Origin of the sequence: Sulfurospirillum arsenophilum NBRC 109478, from assembly GCF_000813345.1 — a bacterium.
GTDB classification, from domain to species: Bacteria; Campylobacterota; Campylobacteria; order Campylobacterales; family Sulfurospirillaceae; genus Sulfurospirillum; species Sulfurospirillum arsenophilum.
The window spans coordinates 741,539-763,544 of record NZ_BBQF01000001.1; the positions used below are offsets into that span (position 1 = coordinate 741,539).

A 22,006-nucleotide genomic window follows, 5' to 3' on the forward strand; every position below is an offset into this window, starting at 1 on the left:
AACAACATTCCTTTTATTTGGTTTTTTCTCTAAGTCTAATGCCAAGGTCACGCAACTGATCACCCTCAACTGCACTCGGTGCTCGGGTAAGCAGACATTGTGCTTTTTGGGTTTTAGGGAAGGCAATAACATCGCGAATGCTCTCACTTTTGGTAATAAGCATCATCAAACGATCAAGTCCGATAGCTAAACCACCATGCGGAGGTGCTCCGAATTTAAGTGCATCGAGTAAGAATTCAAACTTCTCATGCGCCTCTTCATCGCTGATACCAAGAAGATTAAATACTTTTTGTTGAATCTCTTTCTTATGAATTCTGATACTACCACCACCAAGTTCAACACCGTTGAGAACGACATCATAGGCGATAGATTCCATCTCATCGATTGGCGTGTTGTCAATGTCTTTTGGCATAGTGAATGGATGGTGAAGTGCTTTAACTCTACCATTTTCAACTTCAAACATTTCAAAATCAACGACCCACACAAACTCAAATCTGTCTTTTGGGATGATGTTCATTTGTTCTGCTAAGAAAATACGGAAACGACCCATATAATCAAGGACGAGTTTTTTCTCACCCGCACCAAAGAAGATGGCATCACCTACTTGAAGGTTTGCTGCATTCACAATCGCTTGTAAATCTGCTTCTTCAAAGAATTTGGTAAGTGGACCTTTAAGTCCATCTTCTTTCATTTGAAAATAGCCAAGTCCTGAAGCTCCGAATTTTCTGACATACTCTTCAAAACCTTGCATTTGGCGTTTTGAGAAGATATTGTCGCCATTAGGTACTTTCAGTGCTTTGATACGATTTTTCTTTGTGTCTTTTGCAATGTTGCTAAAAATTTCATTTTTACAGTTTGCAAAGATGTCCATAACGTCAATCATAGAGAGGTCATAACGAAGGTCAGGTTTGTCTGAACCATACGTTTCCATAGCTTCTTTATAGCGAATACGGTTAAACGGAGTAGTGATCTCATGTCCACATGCTTTGAAAACGTCTTTTAAAAGATTTTCGGTTACTTTCATAACGTCTTCTTGATTACAGAAGCTCATCTCGATGTCGATTTGCGTAAATTCAGGTTGACGATCCGCGCGTAAGTCTTCGTCACGGAAACATTTAGCCACTTGGAAATAACGATCAAACCCTGCACACATTAAAAGTTGTTTGAAAAGTTGTGGAGATTGTGGAAGGGCATAAAATTCGCCATTGTGAACACGACTTGGTACGAGATAATCACGCGCACCTTCAGGTGTAGATTTCGTTAAAATAGGTGTTTCAACTTCCAAAAAGCCCTGTGCATCCAATGAATTTCGAACTGCTACGGTTGCTTTACTTCTTAGTTTGAAAATTTCGTAAGCTTTAGGATTGCGAAGATCAAGGTAACGGTACTTTAAACGTACATCTTCACCGACGTTATTGTCACCAATGACAAACGGAACGGTTTCGCTAGCGTTTTCAACGATAAGCTCATCGACAACAATCTCGATTTTACCTGTTTTAAGACGTGGATTTTCCAATCCTTCGCCTCTGGCTCTCACTCTTCCTTTGGCTTTGAGAACGAATTCATCTCTCACATGAGCGGCAATTTCGTGTGCTGAAACGCTATCTTCAGGATCACAGACGAGCTGTACAAGTCCTGATTTATCACGAAGGTCGATAAAGATTACGCCACCATGATCTCTGTTACTATTTGCCCAGCCACACACTTCTACAACTTCGCCAATGTTGGCGACATCTAAATCGGTACAATAATGACTTCTCAATGTTTATTCCTATAATGAAGGGTGTTTTGTTAACCCTTGAATGTCGTTTTTTAAAAGGTATCAGTATAGCTAAATGTAGCTTTTCTTTAGTTTATTTGGGAAAAGATTGTCATTGTTTTGCTTAGAGTTACGTATCTATACATTTCTGTCTGGTTTGAAGTATTGGTATTGTGGGCGTTTTGGTCAAAAGAAGGGGTGAGGAGAGAAATTCTCCTCGGTACATTACATACGTGTTAAACGTGTAACGATTTGATCGATGCTGTCTGTAAAAAGAGAGTATAAAAAGGGTTCTAAATCTTTAGAATTATACGAAGGTGCGATCCATTTGCTTCCTTTTTGTCGGAAGTTTTGGGTAATCACTTCATCTCCTTTACGAACTACGACTTCGATTTCAATCTCACCTTTTAGGTTCGCATCAAAGTTTTTGTCATTGTAAACAAGCTCAATATCTTTAATCGCAACTTCTACCACTAAGTTAGCTTCATTGGTGTCTGCGTTTGTGTTAAAGCCTGCAAGATTAAGTGCATAGCCTAAGCCTTCGGTATATTTCTCAGCGAAGTTTTCGTTGCTGTAGAAGTTAATTGCACTACCACTTTTTTGATCAACATAACCGATAATGTTTTTCTTTGCACGTAGATCTTTAACTGTTCGTAGATAAACAATTTTTTGATCACGTGTTAATGGTCCTTTGTACTCTGCTTTGTAAGATTCAAGGCTTAGTGCTTCGTTTTTGTAGGTACAACCACTAAAAATTAACAGTGTCATAGCTACGAAAAAGAGATATTTCATTGTAGTACTCCTCGTATATGACCCCTTGAAGAGGTCTATAATATTGGCGAATTATAGCATAATCGCTGATTAATAAAAGACACGCTAGAATGAGTTATCATGAAAATAACCAATCATACTCAAAAATTAACCACTATTTCTGCTGTTGGTCTTGTGAGCAAACCCAACGATGGTACGCTTATGGACTACGTACAAGAGATTGAAGTGGCATTGCAAAAACATGGCGTAAAACTGCTTATCGAAGAGAAGAGTGCCCAAGCGTTAGGTTGCGTTGGTGTTAGCTTCAAGCAGATGTGCGCCCAAAGTGATTTCCTTATCTCCCTAGGCGGTGATGGCACTTTGATCTCATTGTGCCGAAGAAGTTTTACCTACCATAAGCCTGTTCTTGGAATTTATGCTGGGCAATTAGGCTTTTTAACCGATATTCAGACCGATGAAATCAGCCATTTTATTGAAGAACTCTTTGTGGGAAATTACCGTATTGATACGCGTATGATGCTCGAAGTCTCTTTACATGTAAACGGTAAAATTGAAAAAGTAGTCGCCTTTAATGACATAGTTTTGTCACGTTCCAAAATCTCACATATGAGCAATATCAAAGCTTTTGTAGATGGAAAACTTTTTAATTCCTATTATGGGGATGGGCTCATCGTTTCAACGCCTACAGGCTCAACTGCGTACAATCTTTCAGCAGGTGGCCCCGTTGTTTATCCGCTCACCGAAGCATTAATTTTAACACCAATTTGTCCGCACTCACTCTCTCAGAGACCATTGGTTTTACCGGTTGATTTTGAAGTCTCATTTGAAAGTGATGGTGATACGGTCATTGTTGTAGATGGACAAGACACCTATACGATGAATGAGGTTGAACGTGTTAGCGTTCGCATTGCAAAGCAAGGTGCAGAGCTTATTCACAGTTTAGATCGGGATTATTTTGAAATATTGAAAAAGAAATTGCATTGGGGGCATGTGTGATAGAGCGATTATTGATTAAAAATCATCTCTCTTTTGCTGAGTGTGATATAGAGTTTAAAAAAGGTTTAGTGGTTTTTAGTGGACCAAGTGGCGCTGGTAAATCAGTGCTGATGCAAGGGCTTCTTTCTTTGTTTGGGTATGGCGATGTGCATGCCGATGTCATTGAAGCGGTTGTGGGTAAAAAACTTGGTCTTGATGCCTTTGGTTTTGAAGAGGAAGAGCCAAATATTTTTAAATTTCTCAAAGCTAAAAATGCACGATATTTCATTAACTCTCAAGCCGTTTCAAAAAAAGGAATGGTGGAACTCTCGCGTACTTTTGTGAATTATCTCTCGGTCAAAGACAACAGTGAATTTGAAAATAGCCGTCTTTTAGGCTTATTGGATGGTGTATGTGCCAGCAAAGAACCTTCACATACAGAATATGTGAGTAAATTTGAAACATTATTCACTGAATATAAAACACTTAAAGAAGAGCTAAATCGCATCGAAGCTGAAGAGAAAAAAGTTGAAGATCTCAAAGAGTTTGCACGCTTTGAAATTGCTAAAATTGATGAGGTTTCTCCAAAAATTGGTGAAGATGAAGAACTTGTGAGTTTTAAAAAATCACTCTCCAAAAAAGAGAAGATCGAAGCGGCGATGCAAAAAGCAGGTGCTATCTTTGAACTTGAGGGAAGTGTCATCGAAGTTTTAAATCTCATTGAAACCGATAACAGCTTTTTTGATGCCTGCATGAATGAGTTACGCCTTGTCTTTGAAAAGCAAAATGAAACCTTAGAAGCACTCGAAGAGATCGATGTAGAGTCACTTTTAGATCGCATCGAAAAGATCGCACAACTCAAAAAACGTTATGGCTCGATTGAAGAGGCGTTAGCGCATAAACAAAAACGTCAAGAAGAGTTGGCACGGTATGAAAATATCGCTTTTGAGAAAGCTCAATTGGAAAAAGAGGTTGCAAAATTTGAAAGTAATGTCAAAATTCAAAGCCTTAAAATCAGCGAAACGCGTCAAAAATACCTATCTCTTTTAGAAACACGTCTGAATGACTACCTTTCACAGCTTTATATGCCTTCTTTGCAGTTGCGTTTAGAAGAGGGTGTTCTTAACGAATTGGGGTTTGATGCATTACATGTAAACCTAGGAAAGGTTGATCTTAAAAAGATCAGCTCTGGTGAATACAACCGTGTACGCCTTGCGTTTTTAGCGACTCATAATGAGTTTTTGCTCTCAGGTGGAGGCGTTTTGATCTTAGATGAGATTGATGCAAACCTGAGTGGAAAAGAGTCTATGAGTGTTGCTACTGTGCTCAAAACGCTCTCATCCAAGTACCAAATCTTTGCGATTTCACATCAACCACAGCTCTCTTCCCGTGCAGATCAGCACTTCTTGGTCATCAAAGATGCTTTACATGTAAGCCGCGTTCTACCTCTTGGCGAAGAGGAGCGTATTGTCGAATTAGCACGCATGGTGAGTGGTGAAAATGTGAGTGAAGAGGCGATTGTCTTTGCTAAATCCCTTTTAGAGAGTGCAAATTTGTAACATTTTTTTTGAACTTCATTTCTGCTTGTTGTAAAAATCATACGAATATCATACCTTTGCTTTACTCTGCGTGTAGAGTTTACATTTATGAGGAGGTTTGTATGCAAACTTGGCAACAAGTTTATGCGCCTATTGGTGGTAGTTTAGGGTTATCGGCATTAGTTGCGCTTATCCCAATCGTTTTTTTCTTCTTAGCACTTGCTGTGTTTAGAATGAAAGGTCATTTCGCGGCAACTATTACATTGGCGCTTTCTATGATAGTCGCTGTAGTGGCATTTGGAATGCCTGCGGATATGGCATTTGCTTCAGCAGGGTATGGCTTTTTATATGGCCTTTGGCCTATTGCTTGGATTATCGTAGCATCGGTTTTCCTTTACAAGCTAACGGTTAAAAGTGGGCAATTTGGAATTATTCGTAACTCCATCCTTGGCATTACAGACGATCAGCGTATCCAAGTTATCCTTATTGGTTTTGCCTTTGGTGCATTTCTAGAGGGTGCTGCGGGTTTTGGTGCGCCTGTTGCGATTACAGCAGCTATCCTTGTTGGACTTGGTTTTCAACCACTTTATGCTGCAGGACTTTGTTTGATTGCTAACACTGCTCCAGTTGCGTTTGGTGCTTTGGGTATTCCTATCTTGGTAGCTGGTAAAATCACAGGTATTGATCCTTTCTTGGTTGGTGCAATGGCTGGACGACAGCTTCCATTCCTTTCTATTCTCATTCCCCTTTGGATTGTAGCAATGATGGATGGTTGGAGAGGTGTTAAAGAAGTATGGCCAGCGGCTCTTGTAGCGGGCGGTAGTTTTGCACTTTCACAATATGCAACTTCTAACTTCATCGGACCAGAGTTACCCGATGTAACCTCTGCAATCCTTTCTATCGTCTCTTTAACTGTTTTCTTGAAATTCTGGAAACCAAAAAATGTTATGAAAGGTCATGTTTCTGCTGACCTTGAAAAAGAGACACAAAAAGCACATACAGGCGGAGAAGTTCTTAAAGCATGGTCACCGTTTATCATTCTTTCCATTATGGTAACGATTTGGACGACCAATGCCTTTAAAGCGTATTTTGCTAAAGGTGCCATTATGGCTGGAACGATTTTTAACTTTGAGTTTACAAGTATTAGCAATGCTATTTACAAAATGGCGCCTATCGTGGCACAGCCTACAAACTTTAAAGTTATTTATACATTCAACCCTATTTCGGCAACGGGAACAGCGATTTTCTTTGCTGCGATTATCTCTATGTTCGTATTGCGTGTGAATGTTCAAACAGCGATTAAAACGATGGGCGAAACACTCTTTGAGCTTAAATGGGCTATTTTGTCGATCGGTATGGTTTTAGGTTTTGCTTTTGTCATGAACTACTCAGGTATGTCAACAACCATGGCACTTGTGCTTGCAAACACAGGATTCTTGTTCCCATTCTTCTCTCCAATTTTAGGTTGGTTGGGCGTGTTCTTGACAGGTTCAGATACATCATCCAATGCACTTTTCTGCGGATTACAACAAAATACAGCACAACAACTTGGATTGAATGAAACCTTGATGGTTACCGCTAATACAACCGGTGGTGTTTGTGGTAAGATGATTTCTCCACAATCTATTTCGATTGCATGTGCGTCTGCAGGTATTGTTGGAAAAGAGTCAGACCTCTTTAGATTTACGGTTAAACACAGTTTAATTCTGGTCACCATTATGGGCTTAATGACGATGGCACAAGCATACATTTTTACGTGGATGATTCCTTAAATTTTCGTTAGCGTAAAATACTTCTTAGGCGGTGGTTTGATCCTCCACCGCCACCTCTTTAGAAAACTCCCAAAAAATTTATGTTACAATTAAAACTAACTTAACATGTAATAATTAGGATAATTGATGGCACGCGAAAAGATTTTAATTGTAGAAGATAATAAAGCACTTTCAAAACTCATCATGAAAAAGATGGAATCCAATCTTGATTTTGATGTAGATGTGGCGCATAGTTTTGAAGAGGCACAAAATCTTGTGGAAAAAAACAGTGATTACTTTGTTGCCCTTTTAGACCTCAATCTTCCTGATGCCCCTGATGGTGAAGTGGTCGATATGATTTTATCGTACAAAATCCCCTCAATTGTTCTTACTGGCTCCATGGATAAAGAAGTACGCGAAAAGATTTTGAAAAAAGATGTTATTGATTATGTCTATAAAGGCAATATTGATGATGTTAATTATATTTTTATGCTCATCGAACGTCTTCATAAAAATCGTGATATCAAAGTGATGATTGTGGATGATTCGATAGCAACACGTGCACAAATAAAATCTCTGTTGCAACATCAAATGTTTAAAGTTCTCGTTGCCGCACATGGCGAAGAAGCACTGGTCTTCTTGCAGGACAATCCCGATATTAAACTGATTCTGACAGATTATCAAATGCCTGTAATTGATGGCGTTGAACTCACCAAAGAAGTACGCAAGCTTTACAGTAAAAATGAACTCTCTATCATTGCCATGACAGGAACTAGCACGGATCTTATCTCTGCAAAATTTCTAAAAATTGGAGCAAATGATTTTATCAATAAGCCTTTTACCAGAGAAGAGATTGCGTGTCGCATCAACAATTCACTGGATGCCTTAGAGTACATAGCGAAAATTGAAGATATGGCACAAAATGATTTTTTAAGCGGTCTTGCCAACAGACGCTATTTTTTTGATGCGATGAAAGAGTATTTTAAAGAGGCTAAGAAAAAAAATGAGCCGTTTGCTTTAGGATTGATTGATCTGGATAGTTTTAAACAGATCAATGATACGTTAGGGCATCATGTGGGGGATACTGTCATTGTTGAACTTGCCAAAACACTCCAAAAGCATTTGACACATGAGCATTTCCTTGCACGTTTAGGTGGCGATGAATTTTGTGTGGTACTTAAAAATATTGACCAAAAAAAGGCATTGGAGTTTTTTATCAAACTTAAAAGTGCCATTGCTAGTGTACATATTAAAACCAAAGAGAAAAAAGATCTCAACATCTCTGTTTCTATTGGAGTGACTTTTGGTGATTTGGGAAGTGTGGAAGAGATGATTAATCAAGCAGATAAAGCACTCTATGTTGCAAAGAAAAATGGCAAAAATAGAGTTGAGGTTGCTTAATGATTATTGATACCCACTGTCATTTAGATGATGCTCGTTTTCGCGACGATGTGGATGCTGTTATACAAAAAGCTTATGAACAAGGTGTACAAGGCATCATTATTCCTGGAGCAGATATTGACGATTTAGGTTATGCCCAAGAGCTTGCTCATCGTTATGAACATATCTTTTTTGCAGCAGGTATTCATCCCTATCACCATGAACAATATGACGAAAAAATTCTTAGAACTTTTTTGAAAGATGAAAAATGTATTGCCGTAGGAGAGTGCGGTTTGGATTATTTTAGACTTCCTGAAGATGCAGAAGAAAAGCACGCCGAAAAGCAAATACAACAAGAAATTTTTGCTAAACAGATTGCTTTAGCACGAGAGATAAAGAAGCCTTTAATCGTTCATATTCGTGATGCCAATGAAGACAGTAGACGCCTTTTAGTGGAAGGCAAGGCACACGAAGTAGGCGGTGTTTTACACTGTTATAACGCTTCAAAGCATCTTTTAGATTTGGCCAATAGTGATTTTTATTTTGGTATTGGTGGCGTTTTAACCTTTAAAAATGCGAAAAATTTAGTAGAAGTTTTACCTCTCATTCCCAAAGAGAAATTACTGCTTGAAACCGACGCTCCTTACCTAACACCCATGCCATATCGAGGAGAGCGCAATGAGCCAGCTTATACACTTTTGGTCGCAGAAAAGATGGCTGAACTTTTAAATATGAGTGTCACTGAACTTCACAATTTGACCTCAAAAAATGCTTTTACACTCTTTAAAGCTTTGGAAAAGATAAAGTTAGCTACAATCTAAAGTAAATTAAGAGATAAAGGAGAGGCATGTATAAGGTTTTTTTAACCCTTTTTCTTCTGTTTCAGAGTCTCCATGCGTTTTTAAATACCGACAATAACTACGAAAAACAACTTACCGCCCTTAAAAATTTCGATCTTCCAAATACCTTTTTGAAAGATTCCATTTTCATCTCAATGAATGAAGATGTCGAAATTTATAAGACAAAGCACTTCTTGCGCGAGCTAGAAAGCGGTGATAGGTTTGTTCCCGTTTTACAAAAAAAGATGAAAGAAGCTGGCGTTCCACCAGAGTTTTTATACCTTGCAATGACAGAGTCTAGTTTTGATCCTTTTTCATCTTCTTCCGCGAAGGCTTCAGGTATTTGGCAATTCATTCCTGAAACAGCTCGCCGTTATGGTTTAGTGGAAAATGCTTATGTTGATGAGAGACGTGATCCTATTAAATCAACAGAAGCGGCAATTGTTTATTTACAACGACTCCATGACCTTTTTGGTAAGTGGTATCTCGCAGCATTAGCCTATAATTGTGGTGAAGGCACTGTCACTAAGGCAATCGCCAAAGCAGGTACAGATGATATTAATGTTCTCTTAGATGAGAGCCAAAAGTACCTTCCCAAGGAAAGCAGACTTTACATTCGCAAAATTTTGATGATGAGCTTTATTTCGGGCAGTACAGACATTATGCTTGACAATGGCTCTGAATACCTTTTAAATAGAGCCAATAATGCAACTTTCGTTTCAGTTCCAGTTCCAAGTGGTACACATCTTAAGGATGTATCTGAAACGATTGGTATCTCGTTACGCGAACTAAAATCGTACAATCCACATCTTAAACATGCGTTTACCTCTCCTATTGGGACAAAGAGCTACCTTTACATTCCGCAAGATCGCCAAGTTGTGTTTACCCAAAATTTTGATCAAACTAAACAGCCTCAAAAATATGCTGTTTATACTGCCCAAAAAGGGGACTCTCTTCAAAGTGTTGCTAAAAAATATGGTATGAGTTCTCAGTCTTTAATGGATCTCAATAGTTTCAAAACTGCTAACCTCAAACCAAAAACTGAAATTATTGTGCCGATGGGTTCAGCGATGCCTGTAATTGCATCTGCACCTTCTGGTAGTGCTGAGAAAATGTATATTATTAAAGCGGGCGATACCATTGAGACGGTATCAAAAAAATACGATGTCCCTGTAGCCCAATTGCTCAAAGCTAATAATAAAAAGAATGCACTTGTGAAAGTGGGAGAGAGTATTGTCATTCCAAAAAACTAGTGGATTAAGCCTTTGTGTCATCATGCTTTTGTCTTTTTATGGATGTGCTTCTAAAAACGATAGTCATGCTTATCGTGGTCCAAGGCCTACCCCAACAATGGCTGCACCTGAGGGTAGCGGAGCTATTAATGACTCGGCTGCAATGCATAGAGCCACGATGAGACCTTATACCATTGATGGTAAATCGTATACTCCAACAATGGTGAGTGTTGGGGATTATTTTAGTGGAATTTCGAGTTGGTACGGTAAAGATTTTCATGGTAAAAAAACTTCTAATGGTGAAGTGTATAATATGTATGAAATGACCGCAGCACATAAAACACTCCCTATGAATACGATGCTTAAAGTCACCAATCTTAAAAACAGTAAGAGTATTGTGGTACGCGTCAATGATCGTGGCCCTTTTGTAGGTACACGTATGATTGACCTTTCGTATACTGCAGCAACTCGCATTGATCTTGTTGCCAATGGAACAGGACCCGTAGGGATTGAAGTTATCGGTTTTGCCGGTGTGGTCGCACCTGCAGGTGCGCCAAAACAGAGTGTCGTCGAGACAGATTATCTCATCCAAATTGGCGCATTTAGAAATAAAGAGGGCGCAACAAGGTTTGCTCAAAGCAATATGAATGTCAATAATCGCTACAATGCAATTATTAAAGAAGGAACATTTGAAAATGAGCCGATATATCGTGTATGGCTCAAAGGATTTGGCAGTGAAGCTGAAGCCTCTGACTTTATTGCAAAAGGGCCGCATAAAGGCTCATTTATCGTAAGGGAATAAAATGCAGACATTACAACGCATTACCAAAGAGACACACATCAGTGTTGAATTAGAGATTAATGGTACAGGAAAAGCAGTTATTGAGACGGGAATTGGTTTTTTTGACCATATGCTTGAAGCTTTTGCTAAACACTCTTTGATGGATTTGACGCTTACATGTAAAGGTGATACACACATTGATTTTCACCATAGTGTTGAAGATGTAGGTATTGTTTTAGGGCAAGCACTTCGTGCTTCTTTGTATCCTATTTCTGGTGTCGAGCGTTATGGGAATGCTGTTGTTGTGATGGATGAAGCCGCTGTTGAGTGCGCCTTGGATCTTAGTAATCGCCCTTACTTAGTCTATGATGTTGAGATGGAAGGTAAAGTGGGTGAGTTTGATGTCGAGCTTGCCGAAGAGTTTTTTAGGGCGCTCATGGTCAATGCTGGCATTAGCGCACATATCGTTGCGCGTCGAGGTAAAAACAGACATCATCTTTTAGAAGCGGCGTTTAAAGCGTTTGCGGTAGCCCTTCGTCGAAGTTTAGTGAAAAATGAGCGTGTGGGAATTCCCAGTACAAAGGGTGTATTGTAATGATTGAATTATTGGTCTTTGATGTCGATGGATGTCTCACAGATGGCGGCATTATGTATGGGAACGGCGATGCGGAAGAATTTAAAACCTTTAATGTTAAGGATGGTTTTGGCATTGTCTCATGGATGAAGCTTGGTCGTAAAACGGCAATCATTACGGGACGTAGTTCTCGCGTGGTAGACAAACGTGCAAAAGAGCTTGGCATCACTTACCTTTATCAAGATGTTAAAAATAAAAAAGCTGTTCTTCAAGAGATATTAGACAAAGAAGGGCTCAGTTTTGGACAGGTTGCTGCCATTGGGGATGATCTTAATGATTTATCTCTTTTAAAAGCTGTGGGGCTTTCGTTTGCTCCTGCTGATGCCTTGCCTATGGTTGTGAAATCAGTCGATATTGTATTGCAAAAAGAGGGCGGTAAAGCGGCGGTGCGAGAGATGATCGACATTGTTGTTGAAAAAGAAAATTTGAGTGAGGCATTTGTAAAACTTTGGCTGTAAAAATCCTTTCCTATGCAATGATTCTCTTTTTTGGGATGATGCTTTTTTTAATCATTAAAGAACCTTATACGATTAATGTGGTCGATAATAATGGCAATTTAATTCCCGAAATTGAACTCTTCAATGCCCAAAATTATCAGATTAAAGAGGGTCTTATTGAGAGTATTGTACGCTCTGAGCGCGTAGCTCGCTATCAAGATTTTGATAAACTTTATGTTATTAACGCAGATCATAAAACGAAAGAGGGTTTGCTAGGAAAACTCACTTCTGACGAAGGTATTTTGCAAGATCATGTAATGCATTTTAAAACCAACTCTCACTATTATCGAAATGATGGTGTCTCTTTGGATGGGGAAGATATCTTTTACGATCTTAAAAAAGAGGTTTTAAGCAGTGAAAAACCTTTTGTTTTTGCACAGCAGCAAAGCCGTAGCCATGGGCTTTCATTTGTTTATCAGATGAAAGAAGGCACAATAAGTGCTACTAATATACATTCGTTTATACAACAACAAGTAGGGAAGAAGAAGTAGATGAAAAAACTTATAGCACTCTGTTTATGCGCTTCAAGTATGCTTATAGCCGCTGAAGTTGAGGTGACAGCTGATAAATTTTTTGCGGATGAAAGTAAAAAAATCAGTATTTTTGAAGGGCACGTTGTTGTCATAAAAGAGGGCGATAAACTAACCGCTAAAAAAATAGTGATAGAGTTTGATGATAAAAAACAACCTCTTCGTTATATTGCTACAGGCGATGCCAAAGGCAATTTGACAATGAACCAGAAGAAGTATTATGGCGAAGCTGAAAAGATGACCTATGAGCCAAACAAAAGCCTTTATACATTAGAGAAAAAAGCTTTTTTACATGAGATTGAGACCGATAAAAAAGTCTATGGTGATTTTATTCGCGTAGATCAGATCAGCGGGCAGTATCAAGTGGATGGAAAAGGTGCAGCACCTGTCAAATTTATCTTCAAAGTTGAGGATAAAAAACAGTGATCAAAGTCAAAGACGCCTTCTTTGTGAAGTCTGCTTCAAAAATGGAGGAGACAACACCTGAGGGGATGAGTGAAGTTGCTTTTATTGGTCGTAGTAATGTGGGTAAAAGTTCTATCATTAATGCACTCACCAATAAAAAAGGGCTTGCAAAAAGTTCATCAACACCTGGAAAAACACGTCTCATTAACTTCTTTCAGATTGTGTTAGCACAAGATGAAAAAACATATTATGCGCAACTGGTGGATTTACCAGGGTTTGGTTATGCCAAAGTTTCTCACAGCCTTAAAGCAGAGTGGCAGAAAAATCTGACGGATTACATTAAAAAACGTGTTTCCATTCGTGTTTTTGTGCATCTGGTTGATTCAAGACACCCTTTTTTAGAGATAGATCAAGCGGTGCATAACTATTTGAGCGAGATTGTAAGACCCGATCAGACAATTTTACGTATTTTTACCAAACTTGATAAATTAAAACAGAGTGAAATCAGTATTATCAAAAAAAATTATCCCGACGCAATTTTGGTTTCAAGTAGCAGCAAGAAAGGTGTTGATAAGGCCTTAGCAGCTATTTTTGAAACGCTTTTTGGAGCAGAATCATGATTTCTTATACCAAAGCAAAACTCAGTGATATTGTCCAAATGCAAGATCTTGTCAAACCAGAAGTGGAGAAGGGCATTATTCTCTTTCGCAGTTCTGATGAAATGGCAACCAATATTCGCTCGTACATTCTTGCCAAAGAGAATGAGCAGATCATCGGATTTGGAGCGCTGCATTTTCATGCCGATGATTTGGCAGAGATACGAAGCCTTATGGTCAAAGATGGCTTTAGAGGTCATGGTATTGGCAAAGGAATTATTCAAAATCTCCTCATTGAAGGAGAGAATTTAGGTGTTAAAAAAGTCTTTACATTAACTTATCAAAAAGCATTTTTTGAGTCCGTTGGTTTTACTGAAATCCCCAAAGAAGCACTGCCTACACATAAAATTTGGGCAGATTGTATTAAATGCAAACATTTTCCAATATGCGACGAAATAGCGCTGATCAAAACTATCTAAATCTTTTTTGGATCAGTGGATGGCTTCTTTTTGGGCTGGTAATGTCTTCACTCTATCCGCTTATCCCACCTTTTGTTGGTGTGGTATTTTGTTATCTAGTGATTCATTTTAACCGTCGTGAAGAGAATGCTACTACTATATTTCTGGGCTTTTTATACCTGTGTTTGTATGATCTCAATAAGGGCTTTTACCTTTTTTCCTATCTGATCTTATTTGCAATTTTTTATAAATTTGCTATTTATAAAATTCAAAATATTATTACATGTAATAATTGCATCCTTGCAGCTTACGTTACGATTGCCTATCTTGGGCACTTCTTTTTGAATGCATTTTTTGCTTATTTGGATAATGAGTCCTTCCCATACTTCTCAAACTACTACTTTTATTACATTGCCATTGATTCTATCCTCTCTTTTATGCTTTTTAAGGTAACACGGTGAGAATTAAGATTGTTCTGAGTATCTTCATTTTGGCGTGGATTGCCCTTTTGGTGAGGGTTTATTATATTAGTATCAAATCGAATGCTTACTATGAAGAGATTGCCAAACAAAATGCTGTAAAAGTAGAAGAATTAGCGCCTTTACGAGGGGTTATTTTAGACCGAAAACTTAACCCTCTCTCTGTGAATCGTTTGGGTTTTTCCATTGGTATAAAACCTAGACTTAGTTTCAAGGCCAATCGTGCTCTGTTAGATCAAGAAATTGCTTTTTTAGCAGAAGCTTTGCCTGAGTTTAGCGTTAAAGATTTAACCAAAGAGTATCTCAAAGCTGATTCTGCATACAATCATGATTATGTTGAAGTCATTGGTTTTGTTCCGTATGACAAGCTCATTCCCCAGTTTGCTAAGATCGCGCAGCATGATAATTTAAGAATTAAAATCACCTCTAAACGGCATTATCCCTACGGTTCGCTCGCTTCTCATGTGATTGGCTATGTTGGAAAGTCAAATACTCAAGATGTCGCCGAAGATATAACAGCAAAATTGGTGGGCTTCTCGGGTAAAACAGGTATAGAAAAGTACTACAATACTGTCTTACAAGGTACCAAAGGCGAGAAAAAAACCAAAGTAACTGCCTTTAACCAAGAGATCGAGCAAGTCAGTAAAACATTGCCGCTTAGTAATGATTTAGTCTTAAGTCTTGATCTTGAATTACAACAATATATTGCAACACTTTTTGGAGATGACAGTGGTGCTGTCGTTGTTATGAATGCCAAAAATGGTGAAATTTTAGCAGCCGCAAGTTTCCCTGAATACGATTTAAATAAGTTTGTCACAGGTATTTTACGTGAAGAGTGGGCACTTTTGGCGAATGATCTTAATCACCCCTTTACCAATAAATTAGTCAATGGTCTTTACCCTCCGGGTTCCATCGTGAAGATGGGTGTGGGTATGGCGATGATGAACTCTGGTATTATCAGTCCTTCAACTACGTTTGAATCAACAGGTACGATGGAGCTAGGTGGAAGGGTGTTTCGTGACTGGAAAAAAGATGGACATGGCATCATCTCTTATGCCCGCGCCATTCGTGAGAGCTGTGATGACTACTTTTACAAAGCAAGCCTCAAAACAGGCATTGATAATATTGCACCATTTCTCTCAAAAATAGGCTTTGCTGCAAAAACAGGTATTGATCTTCCCCGAGAATTCATCGGAGTTGTTCCGAGCCGTGAGTGGAAAAAAGCACGTTTTGGTAAAGGGTGGTCTCAAGGCGAAACACTGATTAGCTCCATCGGGCAAGGGTACTTCCTTACCACACCAGTACAAGTTGCAAAGTACACCGCTTTTTTAGCGACAGGCAATGGCGTGACACCACATTTTGTGCGCAAAATTAACGATAAAATGATTGATTTTCCTGTGGATCCAAATATTGTCAGTGAGAGTGAAAAGCGTTTTTTAAAGGTGACACGTGAAGGTATGTATGACGTTGCCAACGTTCCTGGTGGTACGGCACTTAGACACATTAACGTTACAGCGCCATTTAAGATAGCAGCAAAAACGGGAACAGCACAAGTTGTTGGTCTTTCTCAAACCGATAAAAAGCGTATGCGTGAGGAAGATATGGACTATTACCAACGCTCTCACGCATGGCTCACTACCTATGGACCGTATGAAAACCCTCAATTTGTTGTCACTGTTTTGGTTGAACACGGTGGACATGGTGGGTCTGAAGGTGGTCCGATTGCTTCAAAAGTCTATGACAAACTTTATCAAATGGGCTATATTAAATAATAGACTTTTTACGAGGGTTATGAACGAAGTCTAATCTTTACATGTAAAGATTTAAAGTGCGCTCACGTCGATACTGTATTCGATTTTTTCTGCAACTTCTTGGGCTAAAGCTACACCAAAAAGTTCACGCAAAAGGTAAAACCCTAACTCTATTCCAGAGCTCACTCCTCCTGCGGTAATAACCTTCCCATCTTGAACCACTTTAGATGAAACAACATTAACGCCATAGCGTGAAAGCTCATCAAAAGCGCTGTGGTAGGTGGTAGCTTCTTTCCCCAACAACACGCCAGCTTCCGCAAGGAAAAATGCTCCTGTGCAGACAGAAGCAAGGTAAGTGACCTCTTCTTTGTGTTGTTTGATAAAGTCTTGCATAGAGGGCTCTTTCATCCATTGCGTACGACCTTTTCCACCAGGAAAAAGCAAAATATCGACCTTTGGGCAATTCTCCAAACTAACGTCGGGAAGAACTCTAAGACCGTTAAAGGCATGAACAGGCTCAAGTGTTGGTGCGATTAAGAGAACTTTCGTGCTATTGGACTGTATTTTGTTGATGTAACTCAGTACTTCGAAGGGGGCCACAAAATCAAGCTCTTCGACGTTTGGGAAGATGACAATACCGATGGTAATCATAGGCTACTCCTCTGTACGAACAATCAAACTTTCTGGTAAATTATACTGCTTTATCCACGCTTTTTCCCTCTCTCGCATCTCACCGTTATCGACTTCGTGATCAAAGCCTAAAAGATGAAGCATTCCATGGATAAACAAAAGTGTAATCTCTTCTTCGATCGTATGCCCTAGCTCTTTGGCTTTTTCATCTGCTAATTCGTAATTAATAACGATCGAACCAAGTGGTGCGTGAGGAAAATTTTCTACGGGGAAGCTGAGCACATCCGTGGTTTTATCCATCCCTCGATGCTCTAGGTTTAGCTCATGCATGCTTTTGCCATCAATCATAATCAGCTCAACTTCTTTTTGCGAATGCTCTTTACAAATTTGTTCTAATATCGTTACATGTAAAGGGGTGTTGGATTCATTTTCAATGAGTAGCATAGAGTGCTCCTTTTAAAACAGGCTTGGTTGTGTAGTAAATGTTTTGATAAAGAGTGACTCGTAAGCTTCTTTATCTCCTAAAATAAGGGCGTATTGAAAAGATTTTTGCGCTAAGCGTGAGAGTTCATCCACCGTGTCAAAGAGAAGGATTTCACCGTCATATGGGATGTCGCGATGAAAATTTTTAGGAAGTGCTAAAATGATATGAGAGCGTTCAATGTGTGTTTGCATATACGCTAGTAATGCAGGTAACAGCGAAGCGTGAGGCTCAAAGATAAGTGCTTTATCACTGCTTCCAAACTCTTTTTTACAGAGTGCATGGGTGATGAATTGTGGGTAAAAATGCTCACAAAAGCCAAGATTTTCTAAACTATAAGCGATGCTATGGGTGTCACAAAACTCAAGTAAGCAGAGTAACTCTTCCACAAAAAGCGATGGAATTTTTTGCTCTGAAAAGTAGCGATCTTGATGCCAAAAAGAGCTGAGAAACAGGCCTTTGGCGATGATGGTAGGCTTTACATGTAAAGAGGTTTCAACTTTGTGTGCGACCGGTGCAATTTGATGCGCTAAGCTGTGATCGCTGAGGCAAAAGCGTTCTTCCTCTTTCGCGTTTAACACCGTTTTGGCAATTGCAAACAGATTTCCACGCAGACGTTTGATGTTTTTGGGCGTTTGAATCATCTCTAGGAGTGCTTCTTGAATAGGAGAAAGTAGCACGATCGTAAGGGATTTTTGGGTAATGGTATAACGCAACAGCTTGATAAGTGTCTGCTCAATAGAGGTGACCTCTATCCAAGCGCACTCATCATCTTCATTGGCAAACGAAAGAGTGGTCACAATGGCGTAAGCACCTTTTTCAAGAGCTTGATGGATCAGTTCGCGTGACGCGGTCGTGTCGATGAACAGATCGCCATGAGAAATGCGAGAAGCCTCAAGATGAATCGAGGCAAACGCATCAATGGGAGGTGTTGTGCGTAATTTCCCATCGATAATACGTACAAAGTTATCTATCTTCATCCAATAGAAGCGCCACTTTGACGAGGACGTTCTGGGCGAACTAAACAGAGTCCCTCTTTATCTTTGGCTGCTAGTAACATCCCTTGGCTAAGTAATCCTTTGATCGTGGCAGGTTTCAAGTTTGTAACGACACAGACTTGCGTGTTTAAAAGCTCTTCGGGGGTGTAGTACTCACGAATACCTGCGACAATTTGTCTAGGTTCAGCCTCTCCTAAATCAACCTTGAGTTTCAAAAGACGATCGCTTCCCTCTAAGATGCTTGCTTCAATAATCGTTCCAATTTTAAGGGATGTCTCAAAAAATTGGTCAATCGTGATGATAGACTCTACTTTATGTGTCTCTTTTTTGCTTTTAACAGGGGCGGGTTCAACGACTGCAGGTGCAGGTTGCGCCATTAACTCTTCTTCAATGCGTGGGAAAAGAGGCGGTACTTTTTCAATGGTAAATTCATCCAAAAATGTTTTACGAACAACGATTTTGTCATAGTTTGCCGTGTTGATCTCAAAGCCCATTGCTTTTGCAATGGTTGATGTTGTTTTTGGCATAACAGGGTGTAGAAGGATAGAAACACGCGCTAAGATGTTTGAAACAAGTGCCACGAGTGCGAGTGCTTGATCTTCTTTACCTTCTTTGATTTTCACCCATGGTTCATGCACGGTGATGGCTTGGTTGGCAATACTGAGTGCTTTCCATAGATCTTCAAGATAACGGTTCGTTTGAAGCTCTTGTAGGGTGTTCTCTACATTTTTTAAGATCTCATCAACAGCAGTTAATTCGCTCGCATGGAAGGTGTTAACATCTTTTGAGTTCACAACGCCATTGCTGTATTTTCCACTCATTCCGATGATGCGGTTAAGCAGGTTTCCAAGTTCATTGCCAAGATCGGAGTTGATGCGATCCATCAATGCTTTTTGACTAAAGTCACCATCTTGTCCAAACGGAACTTCGCGAAGCATAAAGTATCTAAAGTTTTCGAGCCCATACGCATCTGCAACCTCTTTTGGGTTGACAACATTGCCTTTGCTTTTACTCATTTTTTCACCATTTCTTGTCCACCAACCGTGTGCCGCAACGTGTTTTGGCAGAGCCAAACCAAGGCTCATCAAAAATGCTGGCCAGTAGATAGCATGGAAGCGAAGAATGTCTTTTCCGACTAAGTGCATTGTGGCTGGCCAGAAATCCATATTCTTTTCATCCGTACCATAACCAAGTGCGGTGGTGTAGTTTAAAAGGGCATCCAGCCATACGTACATGACATGCTTGTCGTCATTCATGCTTGCAGGTAGTTTGACACCCCAGTCAAAGCTAGTGCGTGTGATGGAGAGGTCACGAAGACCTTGTTTCACAAAGCTAATGACTTCGTTTTTTTTACCTTTTGGAAGAACACATTTCTCATCATTGTTGTACCATTTGATGAGATCTTCTTGGTACTTAGAGAGCTTGAAGAAGTAGCTCTCTTCTTTAACAAGGCGCGTAAGCTTGCCACAATCGGGGCATTTGTCTTCATCCACCAGTTGAGTGTCGGTAAAGAAGGTCTCACAGCTGACACAGTAGTGACCTTCGTATTCACCTTTGTAAATGTCACCTTTGTCAAACATCACTTGAAACGCTTTTTGCACACCCGTTTTATGCTCAGCATCCGTGGTGCGGATAAATTTGTCATAACTGATGTCAAACTCATCCCAAAGGGCGCGGAATTTGCCACTGATCTCATCAGCGTATGCTTGTGGTGTTTTGTTTCGCAATTTTGCAGCTTCTTCGATCTTTTGACCGTGTTCATCGGTTCCTGTTAAGAAAAAAGTCTCATAGCCTTTCAAACGATAATAGCGTGCCATCGTATCAGCGATGATCGTTGTGTACGCATGTCCGATATGCGGAACATCGTTAACATAGTAAATTGGGGTGGTAATGTAGGCTTTTTGGGACATCGTTTTTCCTAGTTAAATTGATTCATTGTATTGTTAAAACTCAAATCCGCCACCTTGTCCTTTGGCCATACTTTCGTAAACGGCTTTGACATAGGTTTTGCGGGTATCACACTCAAATATCTTTTCACAGTCACTGCATGTCACAACGTCTTTACTTTGTTGGCATGCTTGTAATAGTGCTTTTTTTTCTTGCAACTCTTGTTCGTAAATATCGCTTACTTCACTACTCATAACACTTCCGAACACGTTCTATCTCTGCATGCGAGCCAAAGAAACACGGTGTAGTATCGTGTGGATGTGAAGGGGTGAGATCAAGTACTCTTTTTGTGCCATCAATCGCTTCGCCACCTGCTTTTTCATAGACAAAGGCAAAAGGGAAGACTTCAAAAATCATACGTAGTTTTCCTTTGGGTACATCGCTTGTTGCTGGGTAAGAGAAGAGTCCGCCACCTTTGAGAAGGATTTGATGCAAGTCTGGCACCATACCGCCCGAATAACGTAAACGGTAACCATCAGCAAAGATCGCATCGATCATTGCTTTGTGACGCGGTTCCCAACACATTTGGGTTGAGCCTGGAGCATTGATCTTGCCTTTTTCTTTTAGGTTAATCTCTTTGATAAAGACAAATTCACCGTTTTTGTTCAAACGATACATCTTGACATCATCTTCGGCAATGACGAGTTCAACACGTGGGCCATAGACAACATAAACAGCCGCTTTGAGGTGTTTACCAGCGTATCCGCCTTCGTAAATACCGAATATTGAGCCAACACTCAGGTTAACATCAATCAAGCTTGAACCATCAAGTGGGTCGTAACCAACACCGTAAATCCCGTTTACATGTAAAGGTGTTTTCTCCTCTTTCTCTTCACTGACAATCTCTTTGATGCAAGCCACTTTAGCAAACTCTTCTTCAATGATGAGGTCACTTTTGATGTCCAGTTTGAGCTGTGTATCACCTGTAGAGTTAATGTTCTCAGAATACCCTGTATCATCAAACTCAATCGCTTCTCGAATACGGATGGCGGAACGTTTTATAGCATCATAAATTTTTTGCATGTTATTTCACTTTCTTAGCATTTTTTTGTATCCAAGCAACGACTTGCTCGGGGTTATTCAGATCTAAAATCGCAATGTTTGAGGGAACCTCATAATCGCTTAGCGTAATACTTTCATCAATCGCAATGGCATCAGAGCAGTCAAAATAGTCAACATCCAGTTTGTTGCGAAAAATCGCAATGCGAGGAAGAGGAAGATTTTTAAGACCTTCAACCAGTAAAAAATCAAAATCGCCTAGCAATGTGATGATCTCATCCAAACTTTTTTGACGTTTGGAAAAAAGCGTCGTGCGCGTAGGTGACGTAATGATAACTTCTGCCCCTGTTTGCGAAAATTTCCAGCTATCTTTGCCTTCAACATCAAAAATCGCTTTATCGCTCGGGTCATTTTTAATAATAGCAAGGGCATGCTCTTTTTTAAGAATGTTCGCTACTTTGAGGATCAGCGTTGTTTTTCCACTGTCCGATGGTCCTGTAAATGCAACAGCCAAGGATTTCATTTTTTCCTGCTTTTTATGTTATTATGATAACAATAATAGCAAAAAAAGATTT

Annotated in this window: 24 protein-coding genes; 15 read left to right on the top strand and 9 right to left on the bottom strand. The window is 39.6% G+C overall.

Annotated elements, in window-relative coordinates:
• Nucleotides 1-13: 13 nt before the first annotated feature.
• The gene (gene aspS, locus SAR02S_RS03715; RefSeq protein WP_041956989.1) at nucleotides 14-1,762 is read right to left on the bottom strand and encodes an aspartate--tRNA ligase; all 1,749 of its coding nucleotides are present in this window, start codon (nucleotides 1,760-1,762) and stop codon (nucleotides 14-16) included.
• A 222-nt stretch (nucleotides 1,763-1,984) separates the two neighbouring features.
• Nucleotides 1,985-2,551 (bottom strand): YajG family lipoprotein, encoded by a 567-nt coding sequence (locus SAR02S_RS03720; RefSeq protein WP_041956990.1) that lies wholly within the window; start codon nucleotides 2,549-2,551, stop codon nucleotides 1,985-1,987.
• Between the two features lie 99 nt (nucleotides 2,552-2,650).
• On the opposite strand from SAR02S_RS03720, the gene SAR02S_RS03725 reads away from it, so the two are divergent.
• From SAR02S_RS03725 to mrdA, 15 genes are all read left to right on the top strand, one after another.
• Nucleotides 2,651-3,526, top strand: a complete 876-nt coding sequence (locus SAR02S_RS03725) for an NAD(+) kinase (RefSeq protein ID WP_041956992.1) — start codon at nucleotides 2,651-2,653, stop codon at nucleotides 3,524-3,526.
• 11 nt (nucleotides 3,527-3,537) lie between these two features.
• Nucleotides 3,538-5,064 carry an AAA family ATPase gene (locus tag SAR02S_RS03730; protein ID WP_052433530.1) on the top strand — a complete coding sequence of 509 codons (1,527 nt, stop codon included), beginning with the start codon at nucleotides 3,538-3,540 and terminating at the stop codon, nucleotides 5,062-5,064.
• A gap of 101 nt (nucleotides 5,065-5,165) precedes the next feature.
• Nucleotides 5,166-6,815, top strand: coding sequence for a lactate permease LctP family transporter (locus tag SAR02S_RS03735; RefSeq protein WP_041956994.1), 1,650 nt, complete (start codon nucleotides 5,166-5,168; stop codon nucleotides 6,813-6,815).
• A 126-nt stretch (nucleotides 6,816-6,941) separates the two neighbouring features.
• Nucleotides 6,942-8,195 carry a GGDEF domain-containing response regulator gene (locus SAR02S_RS03740; RefSeq protein WP_041956996.1) on the top strand — a complete coding sequence of 418 codons (1,254 nt, stop codon included), beginning with the start codon at nucleotides 6,942-6,944 and terminating at the stop codon, nucleotides 8,193-8,195.
• Entirely contained in the window at nucleotides 8,195-8,995 is an 801-nt protein-coding gene (locus SAR02S_RS03745; RefSeq protein WP_041956998.1) for a TatD family hydrolase, read from the top strand. Before SAR02S_RS03740 ends, SAR02S_RS03745 begins: the two co-directional genes overlap by 1 nt.
• Before the next feature lie 26 nt (nucleotides 8,996-9,021).
• Nucleotides 9,022-10,266 carry a lytic transglycosylase domain-containing protein gene (locus tag SAR02S_RS03750; RefSeq protein ID WP_041957000.1) on the top strand — a complete coding sequence of 415 codons (1,245 nt, stop codon included), beginning with the start codon at nucleotides 9,022-9,024 and terminating at the stop codon, nucleotides 10,264-10,266.
• A complete protein-coding gene (locus tag SAR02S_RS03755) occupies nucleotides 10,247-11,047 on the top strand; it encodes a septal ring lytic transglycosylase RlpA family protein (RefSeq protein ID WP_439645568.1) in 801 nt (266 codons plus the stop codon). The genes SAR02S_RS03750 and SAR02S_RS03755 overlap by 20 nt, the downstream gene beginning before the upstream one ends.
• Nucleotide 11,048: 1 nt before the next feature.
• Nucleotides 11,049-11,621, top strand: a complete 573-nt coding sequence (hisB, locus tag SAR02S_RS03760; RefSeq protein ID WP_041957002.1) for an imidazoleglycerol-phosphate dehydratase HisB — start codon at nucleotides 11,049-11,051, stop codon at nucleotides 11,619-11,621.
• Nucleotides 11,621-12,118: a KdsC family phosphatase gene (locus tag SAR02S_RS03765; RefSeq protein ID WP_041957004.1), complete on the top strand. Its 498-nt coding sequence runs from the start codon at nucleotides 11,621-11,623 to the stop codon at nucleotides 12,116-12,118. Before hisB ends, SAR02S_RS03765 begins: the two co-directional genes overlap by 1 nt.
• 17 nt (nucleotides 12,119-12,135) lie before the next feature.
• Nucleotides 12,136-12,648, top strand: a complete 513-nt coding sequence (gene lptC, locus SAR02S_RS03770; protein WP_232293981.1) for an LPS export ABC transporter periplasmic protein LptC — start codon at nucleotides 12,136-12,138, stop codon at nucleotides 12,646-12,648.
• Nucleotides 12,649-13,113, top strand: a complete 465-nt coding sequence (gene lptA / locus SAR02S_RS03775; RefSeq protein WP_041957008.1) for a lipopolysaccharide transport periplasmic protein LptA — start codon at nucleotides 12,649-12,651, stop codon at nucleotides 13,111-13,113.
• Nucleotides 13,110-13,712 carry a ribosome biogenesis GTP-binding protein YihA/YsxC gene (gene yihA / locus SAR02S_RS03780; RefSeq protein WP_041957009.1) on the top strand — a complete coding sequence of 201 codons (603 nt, stop codon included), beginning with the start codon at nucleotides 13,110-13,112 and terminating at the stop codon, nucleotides 13,710-13,712. The genes lptA and yihA overlap by 4 nt, the downstream gene beginning before the upstream one ends.
• A complete protein-coding gene (locus tag SAR02S_RS03785; protein ID WP_041957011.1) occupies nucleotides 13,709-14,167 on the top strand; it encodes an N-acetyltransferase in 459 nt (152 codons plus the stop codon). Before yihA ends, SAR02S_RS03785 begins: the two co-directional genes overlap by 4 nt.
• The gene (locus SAR02S_RS03790) at nucleotides 14,134-14,607 is read left to right on the top strand and encodes a hypothetical protein (protein ID WP_041957306.1); all 474 of its coding nucleotides are present in this window, start codon (nucleotides 14,134-14,136) and stop codon (nucleotides 14,605-14,607) included. The genes SAR02S_RS03785 and SAR02S_RS03790 overlap by 34 nt, the downstream gene beginning before the upstream one ends.
• On the top strand, nucleotides 14,604-16,397 hold the full coding sequence (mrdA, locus tag SAR02S_RS03795; RefSeq protein WP_041957013.1) for a penicillin-binding protein 2: 1,794 nt from the start codon (nucleotides 14,604-14,606) through the stop codon (nucleotides 16,395-16,397). Before SAR02S_RS03790 ends, mrdA begins: the two co-directional genes overlap by 4 nt.
• A 51-nt stretch (nucleotides 16,398-16,448) precedes the next feature.
• On the opposite strand, the gene SAR02S_RS03800 is transcribed toward mrdA, so the two are convergent.
• Genes SAR02S_RS03800 through mobB form a run of 7 tightly spaced genes read right to left on the bottom strand, consistent with a single transcriptional unit; the run spans nucleotide 16,449 to nucleotide 21,954 of the window.
• On the bottom strand, nucleotides 16,449-17,027 hold the full coding sequence (locus tag SAR02S_RS03800) for a DJ-1/PfpI family protein (RefSeq protein WP_041957015.1): 579 nt from the start codon (nucleotides 17,025-17,027) through the stop codon (nucleotides 16,449-16,451).
• Between the two features lie 3 nt (nucleotides 17,028-17,030).
• The gene (ybeY, locus tag SAR02S_RS03805) at nucleotides 17,031-17,450 is read right to left on the bottom strand and encodes an rRNA maturation RNase YbeY (RefSeq protein WP_041957017.1); all 420 of its coding nucleotides are present in this window, start codon (nucleotides 17,448-17,450) and stop codon (nucleotides 17,031-17,033) included.
• A 12-nt stretch (nucleotides 17,451-17,462) separates the two neighbouring features.
• Complete coding sequence (locus SAR02S_RS03810; protein ID WP_041957019.1) at nucleotides 17,463-18,467, bottom strand: hypothetical protein; 1,005 nt, start codon at nucleotides 18,465-18,467, stop codon at nucleotides 17,463-17,465.
• Nucleotides 18,464-20,395 (bottom strand): methionine--tRNA ligase, encoded by a 1,932-nt coding sequence (metG, locus tag SAR02S_RS03815; protein ID WP_041957021.1) that lies wholly within the window; start codon nucleotides 20,393-20,395, stop codon nucleotides 18,464-18,466. Before metG ends, SAR02S_RS03810 begins: the two co-directional genes overlap by 4 nt.
• Before the next feature lie 33 nt (nucleotides 20,396-20,428).
• Nucleotides 20,429-20,626, bottom strand: coding sequence for a hypothetical protein (locus SAR02S_RS03820; RefSeq protein WP_041957023.1), 198 nt, complete (start codon nucleotides 20,624-20,626; stop codon nucleotides 20,429-20,431).
• Nucleotides 20,619-21,455 carry a class 1 fructose-bisphosphatase gene (locus tag SAR02S_RS03825; RefSeq protein ID WP_041957024.1) on the bottom strand — a complete coding sequence of 279 codons (837 nt, stop codon included), beginning with the start codon at nucleotides 21,453-21,455 and terminating at the stop codon, nucleotides 20,619-20,621. Before SAR02S_RS03825 ends, SAR02S_RS03820 begins: the two co-directional genes overlap by 8 nt.
• A gap of 1 nt (nucleotide 21,456) precedes the next feature.
• On the bottom strand, nucleotides 21,457-21,954 hold the full coding sequence (mobB, locus tag SAR02S_RS03830; RefSeq protein ID WP_041957026.1) for a molybdopterin-guanine dinucleotide biosynthesis protein B: 498 nt from the start codon (nucleotides 21,952-21,954) through the stop codon (nucleotides 21,457-21,459).
• Nucleotides 21,955-22,006: the final 52 nt, after the last annotated feature.

Excerpts from the sequence above, each read along its gene's own strand:
- SAR02S_RS03720 (WP_041956990.1), bottom strand. The coding sequence starts at position 2,551 with ATGAAATATCTCTTTTTCGTAGCTATGACACTGTTAATTTTTAGTGGT.
- SAR02S_RS03725 (WP_041956992.1), top strand. The coding sequence starts at position 2,651 with ATGAAAATAACCAATCATACTCAAAAATTAACCACTATTTCTGCTGTT.
- SAR02S_RS03735 (WP_041956994.1), top strand. The coding sequence starts at position 5,166 with ATGCAAACTTGGCAACAAGTTTATGCGCCTATTGGTGGTAGTTTAGGG.
- SAR02S_RS03740 (WP_041956996.1), top strand. The coding sequence starts at position 6,942 with ATGGCACGCGAAAAGATTTTAATTGTAGAAGATAATAAAGCACTTTCA.
- SAR02S_RS03745 (WP_041956998.1), top strand. The coding sequence starts at position 8,195 with ATGATTATTGATACCCACTGTCATTTAGATGATGCTCGTTTTCGCGAC.
- SAR02S_RS03750 (WP_041957000.1), top strand. The coding sequence starts at position 9,022 with ATGTATAAGGTTTTTTTAACCCTTTTTCTTCTGTTTCAGAGTCTCCAT.
- hisB (WP_041957002.1), top strand. The coding sequence starts at position 11,049 with ATGCAGACATTACAACGCATTACCAAAGAGACACACATCAGTGTTGAA.
- SAR02S_RS03765 (WP_041957004.1), top strand. The coding sequence starts at position 11,621 with ATGATTGAATTATTGGTCTTTGATGTCGATGGATGTCTCACAGATGGC.
- lptC (WP_232293981.1), top strand. The coding sequence starts at position 12,136 with ATGATTCTCTTTTTTGGGATGATGCTTTTTTTAATCATTAAAGAACCT.
- lptA (WP_041957008.1), top strand. The coding sequence starts at position 12,649 with ATGAAAAAACTTATAGCACTCTGTTTATGCGCTTCAAGTATGCTTATA.
- SAR02S_RS03785 (WP_041957011.1), top strand. The coding sequence starts at position 13,709 with ATGATTTCTTATACCAAAGCAAAACTCAGTGATATTGTCCAAATGCAA.
- SAR02S_RS03790 (WP_041957306.1), top strand. The coding sequence starts at position 14,134 with ATGCGACGAAATAGCGCTGATCAAAACTATCTAAATCTTTTTTGGATC.
- SAR02S_RS03800 (WP_041957015.1), bottom strand. The coding sequence starts at position 17,027 with ATGATTACCATCGGTATTGTCATCTTCCCAAACGTCGAAGAGCTTGAT.
- ybeY (WP_041957017.1), bottom strand. The coding sequence starts at position 17,450 with ATGCTACTCATTGAAAATGAATCCAACACCCCTTTACATGTAACGATA.
- SAR02S_RS03810 (WP_041957019.1), bottom strand. The coding sequence starts at position 18,467 with ATGAAGATAGATAACTTTGTACGTATTATCGATGGGAAATTACGCACA.
- metG (WP_041957021.1), bottom strand. The coding sequence starts at position 20,395 with ATGTCCCAAAAAGCCTACATTACCACCCCAATTTACTATGTTAACGAT.
- SAR02S_RS03820 (WP_041957023.1), bottom strand. The coding sequence starts at position 20,626 with ATGAGTAGTGAAGTAAGCGATATTTACGAACAAGAGTTGCAAGAAAAA.
- SAR02S_RS03825 (WP_041957024.1), bottom strand. The coding sequence starts at position 21,455 with ATGCAAAAAATTTATGATGCTATAAAACGTTCCGCCATCCGTATTCGA.
- mobB (WP_041957026.1), bottom strand. The coding sequence starts at position 21,954 with ATGAAATCCTTGGCTGTTGCATTTACAGGACCATCGGACAGTGGAAAA.